Genomic DNA, 13,557 nt, shown 5'->3' on the forward strand with positions numbered 1-13,557 from the left:
TTTTTCATGAAGAATCCATCATGATTCATACAGATCAACAATTTTTAACTGCAATACACCCTTTCTTATTTTCAGAAGCTGGAATGTTGAATCTCCGAGTTGGATTCCTTTGTAGGCATCTGCCTTTGAAATATAGTGGGGATAAGCGTATTCTGGATCAAGTTCGAGCAAATAGACATCCAGATGAATCATTTTATCTTTCAATCCTTTGAAAACCAGTCTGTTTTTGTTCACGGTGATACTTTTATCTTTCCTTAATACGATCCGGTTATCGAAAATTCTGGAGTCTTCCTGAAATTCCGGGATGACTTGCCTCTTGGCAATGTCTTGGGAAAAGCGGTCATTTTTCCAGTCAGTGAAATAATAGGCATAGAAGCCGGGTATCGATATTAAAAAAAGTATAATTAACAGTGAAATAATGCTGATTTTGTCTATTTTCGGTTTCATAATCGTTCCAAATTTAATACGGTTTGAAAAAAAATGCGAGTGTTATTGTAATACAACATACCCGGGTAGGTCAAGGTCTAACTTGATGGACTTGTTTTATGCCAGTACTCAGTGCCATGACTGGATCAAAATTGAAACAGACAGCGTCATTGTCTGGTTGGTGCCTCTATATTAAATGAACCCCTTTACAGGCGTTGAAAATGTTGCTACAGATTTTACCGCAAATTTGGCAGACGTTTTAACAACCGCTTTATTAAACGCCATGACGTTCCGACTCAAGGTTGTGCATCATGTCATAGCCATATCCCCATCCGGGCCGGTTAATAATTTTTTTTGAGGAGCAATCACATGGTTGAACAATCAATGGATTCTGCATTAAAAATACGAATCAAAACCCTTGAAAAAGAACTTGTTTTGGTGAAAAAAAATGAAACTGAACTGAGGCGCAATAAATTGCGTTACGAGGAAGAGGTCAATAATTTTCCGGTTGGGTTTTTCAGGCTCTCTCTCAATAATCTGGATTATTTTAGCATGGGCAATCTGGCGGTCATAAAAATGTTCGGGTATCAAACGCTTGATGAATTTACCCATACTCCGGCCCAGGATTTTTTCTGGAATCCTGAAGACTATAAAACTTTTTCACAAAAACTCAAATCATGTGGTGAAGTGGCCAATGAGGAGATACAGCTGAAGAAAAAAAATGGTACTCCTATCTGGACCGCCATCACGGCCAATGCCATTTTAAACGACACAGGTGGCATTATATATTATTACGGCATCATGGCTGACATCGACGAACGTAAGCGAGCCGAGCAACTCCTGATGCAGGAAAAAAAATTTTCAGAAACAATTATCGAAAGTATGCCGGGTCTTTTTTTTATGTTGGATGAAAACTATCGTTACGTAAAATGGAACCGGAATGCAAAAAAGGTATATGGTTATGATATAGAAGAAATAGCCAGCACGGAACTTAAAGATGTCATCGCGGAAAAGGACATACCTGTGTTGATTAATTCTTTTGAACAAGCCAAAAAGGGGAAATCCGGTTATGCGGAATACACGGTCATCGCCAAAGACGGTCGCAGAATCCCTCTTGCAGGAGAAGCCTGCAACATCAGAATTAACGACACCGAATATCTTATTGGTATGGAGATTGATATCAGCAAGCTCAAAAATGCCGAAAAAAAATTAAAAACCGCCCTTAAAGAACTGAATAAGCTTAAAAACCAGCTTAAGGCTGAGAATATCTATTTAAAGGAACAGATCAACTTTGAGAGTGTTTCCGATGAAATCATTGGCCACAGCCGTGAACTCAATTACGTCATGTTTAAAATCCACCAGGTGGCGCCAACAGACAGCACCGTCCTGATTCAAGGTGAAACTGGTGTGGGAAAGGGCATGGTGGCCCAGGCCATCCATGATCTGAGCATGTTAAAAGACCACCCTTTGGTAAAGGTCAATTGTGCCGCACTTCCCGCATCGCTGATAGAAAATGAGCTTTTCGGCCATGAAAGGGGAGCCTTTACCGGGGCCGGTGCAAGAAAACTCGGCCGTTTTGAGATTGCGAATGGTTCCACAATTTTTTTGGATGAGATTTCGGAATTGCCCTTGGAATTGCAGGCCAAACTACTTCAAGTGGTTGAAGATGGTGAAATGGAACGTCTGGGGGGCACACGCACCCTAAAAGTCAATGTCAGGATCCTTGCAGCAACAAACCGAGATTTGGAAGATGAGGTGCGCACCGGTCGTTTCAGACAAGATCTCTGGTATCGTTTGAATGTCTTCCCCATCACTGTCCCTCCACTTCGAGACCGCAAGGAGGATATACCACTGCTTGTTGAATATTTTGTCAAGCAATTGGGCATGCGGATGGGCAAATCCATCAATCTGATCCCCCAAAAAATGATACGTACTTTTAAGAAATATCCCTGGCCGGGCAACATCAGGGAATTGCGAAATGTCATCGAAAGGGCCGTGATAGAGACGGTTGGGAATGTATTGCAGTTTAATGACCTGCTCAGCCCCCCTGGGTTAAACAGGTCGAAAAAAGATAGCGACAAACCCCTTGCGGAGATGGAACGGGAATACATTACCCGGATTCTGGAGAAGATGGACTGGCGCATCTCGGGCCCCAGAGGTGCTGCAAATGTGCTTAAATTTAAAGAGAGTACCCTGCGAGCCCGCATGAAAAAACTCGGTATCAGTCGTCCCCTGAGCTAGCGCAGTTTTAAGGTGACTATTTGTTATTCACCACAGTATGGTATTCGAATTGAATTTGATGGCATTCAATATCCCTATATTCGCAATATTTTGCGTTTCTCGTAAAATATTGCGAAACCAACCTGAGCTTTTTTCTGTCCGAAAAAAATTAAAAATTTATTACACCTTTAATATCAGCATGTTGGCACATTAAACGATTCAACCACACCATGGCATGCAAATTGAAGTATAATTAAAGTATGATTGACTCGAAAGTCCAAGCAAACCGTTGGAAAGCCATCATCCGGCCTGCCTGGGCGTTGTCAGGATAATTTTTTTTCGTGAAGAGGAGTTGGTTATGATCATCATGACACAAATTTTGAATGTAAAACCCAAAAAACGAAAGGAGTTTATCCAAACCATATGCGACTTGATGGTCCCTTTCCGAAAGATAAATGGATGTATCAATCTCCATTGCTACCAAAGCATCGAGGACCAAAGCAGTTTTATCCTTATTAGCAAGTGGAAGACCCAGGCAGATATGGATGCCTATATGAAATCGGATGAATTTGAAGTGCTACAGGGAGCCAAAACACTTTTAAAGGGTCACATGGAACAAAAATTTGATGTGGTCTCATTTAGTTCCCGATTATAATTCTATGCTATAAAAACAGGAGGTAGGATTTTGAAAGTTACATTAGAAAATAGTCTGGCAAAGTTTTCGGATAAGTTCAGACTTTCAAAAGAATTTACAGAGGAGTGCAAAAAACAAATACCCGGTGCCTACAGCAGGGTCAGTTTTAATTACGGCCCCCATGCCATATTTGTGGACCACGGAGAGGGCCAGTACATCCATACCATCGACGGGCATCGCCTGCTTGATCTCAATAACAACTTCACCGTCAACATCCTGGGTCACAACCACTCGAAAATATCGGCGGCATTGATGGAAGCCATTCCCAAAGGATTTTCCTTTGGAAATCCCATGAAGCATGAAAAGCATCTTGCGGAAATCATCTGTGAACGCGTGGCCTCGGTGGAGAAAATAAAATTTTCCTGCTCTGCCAGCGAGTCCTGCCTGAGCGCGGCCCGAATTGCGCGGGCATATACCGGCAAGAATAAAATTGCCAAATTTGAAGGGGGGTATCATGGGTTTATCGATGACCTTCAGATTTCCGCCCACCCTTCCCCGGAATGCTTACCCGGGCCTGATAACCATCCGGCACCCCTGGCAGATTCCGCCGGGATTCCTTCCTACACCATTGAGAATACCCTCATTTTACCCCAGAACGATTTTGAAGCCTGTGAAAAGATATTGCGGGAAAACGCCCATGACACTGCCTGCGTCATGATGGAACTTCAATCCGGTGCCGGTGGCGTGGTAGTTCTTGATAAAGAATTTGTGGCTGGCATCCGTAGCCTGACCAGTGAATTGGGCATATTGATGATTATTGATGAGACCATTACCCTGCGGGCCGATGTGGGGGGACTGCAAAAGATCTATGGTGTAAAACCCGATCTGACCGTGATGGGTAAAATCATCGGCGGAGGTCTTCCTTTAGGCGCTGTGGGCGGGCAGGCCAAATATTTTAATGTGGCGGAGAACGGCCAGGTTCATCTTTCAGGCACCCATCATGGTCATCCCTTAGCTGCCGTAGCAGGGATCGCATGCCTGGAAGTGATGGATAAGGCAGCCTATGACCGCCTGAACCAAATGGCCGGCCGCATAAAGAATGAACTCAACCAATGGGCTGATGGAAATGGCTATCCATTTATTGTATATGGAGAATTCTCATTTTTTGGTTATGCCTTCACCGACAAACCCGGAAGACAAATAAAATCCCACAGGGATTTCTGGCGTTATACCAACAATGACCACATATTGACCTTTGCTCTGGAAATGGCAAATCGTGATTTTTTTCCGGTACACCGTGGGCAAATTGCGTTGTCACTACCCATGTCGGACGAAGATATTGATGGTTTAATAATGACGACAAAAGAGATTGTAGCAGGAATTTTAGGATAATTTAAACCGGGTGAGACGGGATTTGGTTCGATCTTGTCTTATCATTATTTTGCATTAAAACAGCCAAAAGGAGGTAAAAATGAAAAAATGTGTATTGGTATTTATCACTATCCTGTTTACCGTTGTCCTGATCGGTGGGTCAAGTGCAGTTCTGGCCAAGGACAAAAAGGTTACCTGGAAGATTCAGAGTTCATTTCCGGAAAGTGATTGCGATTGGTATGTGACCCTCAAACGGTATAAAGAGATCGTGGAAAGCGCCAGCAACGGATTGGTAGCGTTTGAAATTTTCCCCGCAGGCACATTGGTTGAACCCGATTCCATCGTGGATGCGGTGGCGAACGGTGCCATCCAGGGTGGTCACATCATCGGCGGCACTGCAGCCGACCGGGCCCCCTCCTGCCTGGGTAGCGAGATGCCCTTTGCCGCCCGGAATATGAAAGAGCACTACGAAGTCCATTTTGATTGGGGACTAATGGACATCATGCGCGAGGAGTATGAAAAGCGCAACCTCTTTTTGCTTACAGTGGGTAACAGCGGCCAAATCGCCTTTGAAAGCACCTTCCCGGTCAATACCCTTGATGATTTAAAAGGCAAAAAAATCTGGGCCATTCCCAATGCCCTTTGGTTGACCAGGTTTGGGGCATCTCCGGTGGAAGTGCCGGGGATGGACATGTATTCGGCTCTGAAACTCGGCACCATCGATGGGTTCACCTGGACCATCGGAGAACTGGAGTTCGGTAATTTCAAGGAGGTTGTTACGTCTGTCATGCAACCCAGGCTTTTGACCCCGGGAACCCATCTGTTGCTGAATCTCAAGGCATGGAAAAAGCTGAGCCCGGAAATCCAACAAAACATTTTAACCGCTTTTAAGGAAAAACAGCTGAGTATTTCAGAAGAATATGCAAGCTATGATGAAAAAGCAGTCAAGGCTTCAAAGGCGTATGGGGTTAAATTCATAGAACTACCCCCCGCAGAAGTGGCCAGACTCAAACAGGCTTCCCAGGGATTTTGGAAGGAAGTCGAAGGGATGAGCCCGGCTGCGGCTAAGATGGTCAAAAGATACAAAGAATTTTTAAAAGCCAAAGGAATCGAATAGAGTCATCTATTCCAAGGGAGTGTACCGGACATGCTAGAAAAATTTTTATATATTATAGATAACGTCAACCGTTGGTTCGCCCGGGTGCTCGCCTGGCTCGTGGTGCCTATGCTTCTCATCAGTATGTATGAAGTCATCGCCCGCTACCTGTTTAACAGCCCCACCTTATGGAGTGGGCAGGTCATCTCCATATTGTTTGTGATCCTGGTGGTTCCAGGCGGGGGGTATCTTTTATTAGAGGATGAACATGTCCGAATGGATGTGTTCTACTCCCAATGGAACCCTAGAAAAAAAGCCGTTATCGATGCTGTGACATTTATAATTTTTTTTGCATTTGCCCTTATGCTTTCCTGGAAAGCGTTGGAAATGGCCTGGTCGTCGGTGAGCATGCTGGAAAGGAGCTGGGGGGTATTTAAAGGCCCCATCTATCCAAAAAAAATCGCCCTTGCAACAGGGGCTGTGTTGCTCCTGTTGCAAGGGATTGCTCAATTTATTAAAAATATCAAATTAATAAAAACCGCCACAAAAACCAACGGAGGTGAGATATGAGCATTACGATCATCACCATTCTCCTGCTGGCCTGCATGTTTACTCTTTTGGCTCTGGGAGTCCCTATATCCTTTGCCCTGGGTGGTGTGAGTGCCATTTTTGCTGTCTTCTTCTGGGGGTTTGACCATCTCTATATTCTAGCATCTGCCGCCTATGGCAATTTGCAGGACCTGAACCTGGCGGCCATTCCTTTATTCATAATGATGGGATGGGTCCTCCAGTTATCCGGCATTGCAGACGATCTGTTTGAAACCATGAGCGTCTGGCTGGGTAACATTCGAGGGGGCCTGGCCATGGGGGTCATCCTCGTCGCCACCCTTTTTGCAGCTATCTGCGGGGAACTGGTGGCGGCTATCTTTACCATCAGCACCATTGCCATACCCCCCATGATCAAACGCGGTTATGATAAGGTCCTCACGGTGGGGTGTGTCATGGCGGGCGCTCTTTTGGGTCTCATCATACCCCCGAGTATCGAAGTGATTGTCTATTGCTCAATGACCGGAGAATCCATCGGGCGCATGTATTTGGGAACCTTCCTGCCGGGCCTGTTGCTTGCTACGTTATATATCATCTACATCGCCATTAGATGTCACATGAATCCGGAACTGGGCCCTGCCATTGACCGCAAAATCACCTGGAAAGACAGATTCATGAGCCTTAAAGGAGTTGTGGCGCCTGTCATCTTGCTGCTGGTCATCATCGGCGGCATCTATTCGGGCACGATTACTCCCATGGAGGCCTCTTCTGTGGGTGCTACCGGGGCGTTTATCTGTGCCATTATCTATCGCCGTTTTAATTTAAAGATGCTGAAGGAATCCATGTTTATGACCATGAAAGTCAGCACCATGATCGCCTGGTTATTGATCGGGGTGGGTACTTTCAGTGCGGTTTATAACGGGATCGGGGCGCTTGATATGGCAAAGGACATCTGTCAGGCCATACCAGGTGGCGGCTGGAGCGTTATCCTGCTCACCCAAGTGGCATTGATCTTTTTTGGCATGTTTCTGGATGATTTTGCCGTCATTATGATTTTTGCCCCTATATTCGTTACGGCGGTCAAATCCCTTGGTTTTGATCCCTTATGGTATGGGGTTTTGTTTATGATCAACATGCAGCTTTCATTTTTAACACCACCATACGGATTTGCTTTGTTCTGCATGAGAGCCGCAGTACCCAAGGGAATAGATCTCTCCATGAAGGAGATCTATCGGGCGGCGCTCCCGTTTATTTTAATCCAACTTTTCTGCCTGATCTTGGTGATGTTATTCAAACCCATCGCTACTTGGCTGCCCCATTTACTTATTCGATAATAGGGTAATGCAATACTGATTCTACCCCGAAAAAATGGAGTGTCCGCAGGCCGGGCACTCTTTGTTTCGGGTCACCGTCATAATATCAAAATGGATGTCCATCAGATCAACAAAAAGAAGTCTGCCGGTCAACAGTTTTCCTGTATCCAGCAAATATTTCAATGCTTCTGCGGCCTGGAGGGTTCCGATCAATCCCGGGGCAACCCCCATTACGGCCGCGATTCCTTCTGATGCTGCCGGGGCAGACGGATACAGACACCGGTAACACGGTGTTGTCCCGGGGATGAGGGTCATCACCTGACCTTCAAATTCCGATACCGCACCGTATATCCATGGTTTCTGCTGATGGATGCAGGCCTGGTTGATGGTATACCGGGTGGGATAATTGTCTGTGCAATCCAGCACCAGATCGTAATCCGTTATTAATTCTTCCAGCTGGTTTTCAGAGGATATTTTTATGGGATGGGGGGTAATCGTTACGTCTGGATTGAATCGTTTCAGGGTTTCCCGTGCAGAGGCCACTTTTGATTTTCCAATGGTGCCGGGGGTATGAAGGATCTGACGATTCAGGTTGCTTTGATCCACCACATCGTCGTCCACCAGGCCGATATGTCCCACGCCGGCTGCGGCAAGATAAAACGCTGCCGAAGATCCCAACCCGCCGGCGCCAACCAATAAAACGCTTGAATTTTTGAGGGTTTCCTGTCCCTGGATGCCGACTTCGGGCAACAGGGTCTGGCGCTGATATCGTTCAAACATGTTGTCTGGTTTCATGGAAAAATCTTATTGTTCCACACCTTTGAAAATGGCGGTCTCATCTTCAAACATATCTTTGAATCGTAATTTTGACCCTTCCCGGACACTGTCTGCCTGCTCCTGGGTAAGATTGTGGGAGGCAATCCATTTTTCAAGCAGCAGTCCGCCGGGCAGCCATTTTTCCATGGTCTCCCGTTCATATCCCCAGGCTTTGTCTTCAACCCCCAGGGTGTGTAAAATATCCCACACCTCGTCTCGTTGTCTTACATCGCAGTAGACACACATCACACATTCACCAATACCAAAGGCATCAATGATTTCCCGATCATATTTGACCGCAGGAATATCATGGGTGTCCACATGGGGAGATATCTTTTCGGCCAGCAGGTCCAACTCTTCCTTTGTTCCGAAAATCAACCATTTTCCCCAGTGCTTCAAATAGTCTTTGTTGGTCAGGGGCTTGCCTTTATAATTGATATAATTGTATCGCTCGTATACATGCTCCGGTGGGAATATGAAAATAAAATGAGATTCTGGTCTGTCAACGATCATTTTTTTTCCTTTTTCAAACAGTGTCGGGGGGGTATGATTAACCTGCAGCAGCGGCAGGAATGATACCGACGTGGTCTCCATTTGATAGTGGTGAGCGGGTTCCTTGAAGATATCGGATGTTTTCTCCGTTAATATAGATATTGATACTCTCGGAAATTTCACCGGTTTCATTCAAAAGGGTGGCTTTTATTCCGGCCATGTCTTTTTCCAGAAGATTTATCAGACCGGCCATGTCGCATCCCTCCTCCAGCGTGCGAACCGCATCTTTTTGGCCCTTGTTCAAGCGGGCAAGGGCTTTTGTCAGCCGCAGGGTAATCTCCATGTATACACACTCCGTTTGAATCCATCGTCAGTTTAACACAGGGGCAACGGATTGACCCGATGGCTTGATGTTATCGTGAAAACGTTCGTTTGCCCCGGTTGAGAAGATTTCTCATCAATGCGGGCAGCATATCGATACGATTCACAAATTGAACCAGCTTGCCATATTCTTCTTCCAATAATTTTGTGTCTGCCTCAGAGCAGTTAACCCCTAAGGTTAACAGCAGTGCCCTGTTTTTATGGCATAGTGAAATCGCTTCTTTAACCGGGCAGCCCCAGTTTGATGCACCATCTGTAATGTGAATAAAGATGGGTTTTTTATTTCGGCTTTTCACTCGTTTGATCATGGTCTTGATAATTTCACCCGATGCTGTTTTACCATGGGGTTGTATGTTATAGAAAGTGCCCTGCCGATAGAGTTCCGTTATCAGGCAGGTATTTCTGACTTCATTGTAGGCGAAAAGGCCGGCATTTTTATTAAATTTACTGACAGCCAGATAAAGGGTTTGAAAAATTTCCTGTGTGTGTTCCCATTTGTTTGTGGCCGCCATTGAACCGGTTGCATCCACAATGATGGTAATGTCATTTAACAGGTTGAATTCATTTTTTTTAATATTAAAAATCGTTCCCGTGGTCTGTGCCCGGTACAGTCGTCTTCGGTCAATCCCCCCGCTGGTGAGTCCCCGGTTGTAGATGCTTTTTCGAACGGCCACAGACTTGAATACCACGGACAGATCCTGAAGCAGCTTTTTATTGACATAGTCCCTTGCCGGCAGGACAATGTGATTTGTTTGTACCGTGACAATGGAGCTGTCAACGGCCGGTTTCTTTTTTTTTGGCTTTGGGGGCTCCTTTTCAACCACTTTTCCATGTTGTTTTGAAAATACCAGTTGAGGAATGGATAATGATTTTTTAATACCCTTTAACTGATGCTTTTCGTGGTCCCGTGCCTGTAAAAAGATATCCTTTGAATCAACGGCCCAGAATTTAATATACGCAAACAGTTTTTCCCAGGTGACAACGTACAGCTTGGCGCGAAACTCACATCGTTCCGTGACCCCGGAAATTTTTGAACACTCGTCCAGCAATGGGGGGATCATTGAATTCAGAATCTTAATGGGTTTTGTATAATATTTTTCAAGGGCTGAGTCACCCATTTTGCTTCTGACGGAAGTGTCCTTATAGTCTTCTAAATACCGGGGGGCAGTTCTGTCGGCAGCAATGTCCCACCAGATGGAGAAGAGTTCTGCCAATGCGGGAGGATGGGAAATGACATCCAGGCTTTTAATGATATCCTGTTCCCTTGATTTTTCAGTATAGATGCCAAAAACCCGCTTGTTGGACAGACAATCAAAATAAACCTTTTCACACGTGTCAAAATATAATTCAAATTTGTACAAATACCGATAGGATAAATCTATTTTGGCGATGGCAAGTTTTTTGGCATAATCGCTCATTTCGATATTTTTGTACGCCCGCCAGACCGCTTCACCCACAAGTTTATCGGTTTTGGCGGCAGGGACGGGATACTTCCCCATTACCGGTGCCGGGTCAATAATAATTTCACTGTCCATGGTGTCTTTCCATGAAACCGTGCCGGCATTTCGCCCGATGTGGGAGACCACTTTTCTTAGGGAGCGCAGCAGGTTTGCCAATTCCAGTGTTTCAACCGGCGATTTGTCTCTTCGCCAGAATTCAGAATATCCTCGCTCTCCTTTTATCCTGAAACATTGAATGACGGAGTCGTCAACGGCTTTGCTAAAATCGTCCATTGTCCGGCCTGGAAAAGGAGGCGTTTTGATGGGTGTTTTTTTAGAAAAGTCTGTATTCATGGTTGCCTTTTTCAAGATATCCATTTTTTACATGTAAGGCCAGGAGAATGGATTCAAGGGTTTCCTTGCTGGTCTGCAAGCTTGTGATCAGTGCTCCTTTCAGCGTGGCCCCGGCAGCGACCATTTCTCCGATCATCAGCACGGTGCGGGTGGAAACCTCCACGGCGAGTTCAAAATCACCTCGAAGCGTGTTCACAGCATCGATAATTGCATTGGCCTGTTCATCAGTGACCTGGGTTTTTTTAATCAAAACTTCTTTTTCAACTTCATTGGGCAGGTGGTCCATTAAGATAACATAGAACCTGTCCCGAAGTGCCGGGTCAAGCAGTTCTGTCCCGACAAAATCATCGCCTTCATTTAACGTGGCAAAAAAAATGACCCCAGGGGCCACTTCCAAAAGACCTAATTCGTCCATCCATACCTGCCGGTCATCGGATAGAATTGAAAACAGCATGTTCAGGGCCTTGGGGTTTTCAGGCCGGTTGATTTCTTCCAGGTGTATGACGCAATTGGGTGTCTGGAGCGCCTGGGGGAAAAGAAATTGTTTGTATTTTGTCTCTCCATCTTCCAGGGTATATTCCCCAAACAGCTGGCCCGGTTCAGAGAGTATCCCTACTTGAAACGTGGCCAGAGGTTTATTATGAACGGCTGCAAATTGCCGGACAATAGAAGATTTACCACAGCCTTGCCGGCCTGCCACAAGGATATTCACTGGATGTTTTTTGGAAATGGTGTGAAAATTGTCCAGAACGTTAAGGATATGACTGTCTGCATAGAAATACGGATCTATTTCAGGCGATTCTATTTCATGTGTTAATGGTGTGATATTTTTTTGATATGTCACTTGATTACCTATAAATTAAAGAGTTGAAAAATAATGAACCGTCCAAAACCCTGGTTCGATCATCCGGTAATATGAAATTTCATCACAGAAAATAGTCTTATGTACCGGTTGTTGGGAGTACAGCCGGTTCTTTTAAGGGTGATTTGTCAGAAATATTGTCCTCCACCCAGGCGATCCACATTTTCACGTCCAGTCCATAAGATTCCAGTATGGTCTTTGCCACAGTTGCCTTTTCCTCCGGGTAACTTTCACCAATGGGGAACGGATAATCGATTCCCACAAGCCGATAGGACTGCCCGGCAAATGGATGGGCCGGCAGCAGGTAAACGGTTTTAAGTCCTAAGGATTGAATAAACGCCCCGGTTGCCCGGATATTCTCCTCAGAATCATTCACCCCGGGAAGGAGGGGAAGCCGAATATAGGTGGTAACATCCTCCCTGAGGACGATTTTTTTGAGATTTTCCAGAATCAGATCATTGGGAACCCCGGTAAAGGCAATGTGCTGATTCCGGTCAAGGTGTTTCAGGTCATATAACACATAGTCCGTATAATCGAGAATTTTTTCCAATAGGGACCAGGATTGGAAACCGCTGGTATCCAGGGCCGTATTGATCCCCTTTTCCTTGGCCGCTTTGAACAGGGCCAGGGCAAATTCCGGCTGGGCCGTGGGTTCCCCGCCGGAAAGGGTCAATCCGCCGCCGGATTCTTTATAAAACGGAATGTCTTTTTCAACTTCCGTTATCACCTCATCCACTGTCATGAACTTACCACTGACAACCAGCGCGTCGAAATCACAGGCATCAACACATTGAAAACAATTGATACATTTCTCTTTGTTGATCTGGATGATTTTCGATCCCAGTTTGCCTTTCCAGCCTTTCTGGTCCGGATATGTGGGGGGGTTTTTAATCTCCGTCATGGCATCGGTGGGACAGGCCGCAGCGCAATTGCCGCAGTTAATGCAATTGGGCCAGAAATGAAACACTTCCGGAAAATGTCGCACCCCTTCCGGGTTATGGCACCATTTGCAATTTAACAGGCATCCTTTGAGAAAAACAGTGGTTCGGATACCCGGGCCGTCATTTGCTGCAAATTGCTGAATATTGGTAACGATTCCAAAATCATTTTTCATTTTGCTGAACTCCTATTAGTCCGCCAACAGTCGTTTGCCAGGGGCCACCAGTGCTGATGATTTTTCTATAGTCTTCCACTTCTTCTTTGTAGATATTGGGAAAATGATCAAAATATCCTTCCCTGCCCAGGGTGTTGAATTTTTTGGCCGCAAAGCTGTGGAACGGAAGCAAGTCAATGCCAAGGACACTCTTGCCCAGGGGCTTTGCAAATTCAACAATATCTTTGGGGTATTGCAGATCCCAAAAGTTAACCGAGTGGACAATGGGCAGTCTCAACCGCATCTGGGTATTGCCGTCGGCCATCTTTTTAGCATTTTCAAGAATCAACCGGTTGGATACGCCGGTCCATTTTTTATGTTTTACATCGTCCAATTGTTTGATATCCAGCAGCACAAGGTCCACATATTTTAAAATGGATTTGATAATGTTCCAGTTGGCAAATCCTGTGGTATCCAGCACCGTATTCAGGCCTTGTTTTTTAGCTCTTTTTAA

At 45.4% G+C, this 13,557-nt stretch carries 13 protein-coding genes and 1 pseudogene; 6 read left to right on the forward strand and 8 right to left on the reverse strand.

Annotated features, from left to right (window positions below; translation table 11 throughout):
- Positions 1-18: 18 nt before the first annotated feature.
- Positions 19-447, reverse strand: coding sequence for a hypothetical protein (locus tag Q1Q15_RS06370; protein ID WP_300457768.1), 429 nt, complete (start codon positions 445-447; stop codon positions 19-21).
- Positions 448-795: 348 nt separating this feature from the next.
- On the opposite strand from Q1Q15_RS06370, the gene Q1Q15_RS06375 reads away from it, so the two are divergent.
- The 6 genes from Q1Q15_RS06375 to Q1Q15_RS06400 all read left to right on the forward strand — a co-directional run bounded on the left by Q1Q15_RS06375 (position 796) and on the right by Q1Q15_RS06400 (position 7,627).
- Positions 796-2,667: a sigma 54-interacting transcriptional regulator gene (locus Q1Q15_RS06375; RefSeq protein ID WP_300457769.1), complete on the forward strand. Its 1,872-nt coding sequence runs from the start codon at positions 796-798 to the stop codon at positions 2,665-2,667.
- 337 nt (positions 2,668-3,004) lie between these two features.
- Positions 3,005-3,301, forward strand: a complete 297-nt coding sequence (locus Q1Q15_RS06380; RefSeq protein ID WP_300457770.1) for an antibiotic biosynthesis monooxygenase — start codon at positions 3,005-3,007, stop codon at positions 3,299-3,301.
- A gap of 30 nt (positions 3,302-3,331) precedes the next feature.
- On the forward strand, positions 3,332-4,672 hold the full coding sequence (locus tag Q1Q15_RS06385) for an aminotransferase class III-fold pyridoxal phosphate-dependent enzyme (protein WP_300457771.1): 1,341 nt from the start codon (positions 3,332-3,334) through the stop codon (positions 4,670-4,672).
- A gap of 79 nt (positions 4,673-4,751) precedes the next feature.
- Complete coding sequence (dctP, locus tag Q1Q15_RS06390) at positions 4,752-5,768, forward strand: TRAP transporter substrate-binding protein DctP (RefSeq protein WP_300457773.1); 1,017 nt, start codon at positions 4,752-4,754, stop codon at positions 5,766-5,768.
- Between the two features lie 30 nt (positions 5,769-5,798).
- Positions 5,799-6,317 (forward strand): TRAP transporter small permease subunit, encoded by a 519-nt coding sequence (locus tag Q1Q15_RS06395; protein WP_300457775.1) that lies wholly within the window; start codon positions 5,799-5,801, stop codon positions 6,315-6,317.
- Positions 6,314-7,627, forward strand: a complete 1,314-nt coding sequence (locus Q1Q15_RS06400; protein ID WP_300457777.1) for a TRAP transporter large permease subunit — start codon at positions 6,314-6,316, stop codon at positions 7,625-7,627. Before Q1Q15_RS06395 ends, Q1Q15_RS06400 begins: the two co-directional genes overlap by 4 nt.
- 21 nt (positions 7,628-7,648) lie before the next feature.
- Here Q1Q15_RS06400 and Q1Q15_RS06405 read toward each other — a convergent pair whose 3' ends face one another.
- The 7 genes and pseudogenes from Q1Q15_RS06405 to Q1Q15_RS06435 form a co-directional block, all read right to left on the reverse strand.
- Positions 7,649-8,401: a HesA/MoeB/ThiF family protein gene (locus Q1Q15_RS06405; protein WP_300457778.1), complete on the reverse strand. Its 753-nt coding sequence runs from the start codon at positions 8,399-8,401 to the stop codon at positions 7,649-7,651.
- Positions 8,402-8,410: 9 nt separating this feature from the next.
- Positions 8,411-8,935: a hypothetical protein gene (locus Q1Q15_RS06410; protein WP_300457779.1), complete on the reverse strand. Its 525-nt coding sequence runs from the start codon at positions 8,933-8,935 to the stop codon at positions 8,411-8,413.
- Positions 8,936-8,972: 37 nt separating this feature from the next.
- Positions 8,973-9,257 (reverse strand): MoaD/ThiS family protein, encoded by a 285-nt coding sequence (locus Q1Q15_RS06415; protein WP_300457780.1) that lies wholly within the window; start codon positions 9,255-9,257, stop codon positions 8,973-8,975.
- A 70-nt stretch (positions 9,258-9,327) separates the two neighbouring features.
- Positions 9,328-11,088: a vWA domain-containing protein gene (locus Q1Q15_RS06420; protein WP_300457781.1), complete on the reverse strand. Its 1,761-nt coding sequence runs from the start codon at positions 11,086-11,088 to the stop codon at positions 9,328-9,330.
- Complete coding sequence (locus Q1Q15_RS06425) at positions 11,069-11,932, reverse strand: MoxR family ATPase (protein ID WP_300457783.1); 864 nt, start codon at positions 11,930-11,932, stop codon at positions 11,069-11,071. The genes Q1Q15_RS06420 and Q1Q15_RS06425 overlap by 20 nt, the downstream gene beginning before the upstream one ends.
- Positions 11,933-12,029: 97 nt before the next feature.
- Entirely contained in the window at positions 12,030-13,064 is a 1,035-nt protein-coding gene (locus tag Q1Q15_RS06430; RefSeq protein WP_300457784.1) for a glycyl-radical enzyme activating protein, read from the reverse strand.
- Positions 13,054-13,557: pseudogene (locus Q1Q15_RS06435) on the reverse strand (glycyl-radical enzyme activating protein); the annotation flags it as partial. The gene Q1Q15_RS06430 and the pseudogene Q1Q15_RS06435, both read right to left, overlap by 11 nt.

The organism is Desulfobacula sp., from assembly GCF_030145145.1.
GTDB lineage: Bacteria > Desulfobacterota > Desulfobacteria > Desulfobacterales > Desulfobacteraceae > Desulfobacula.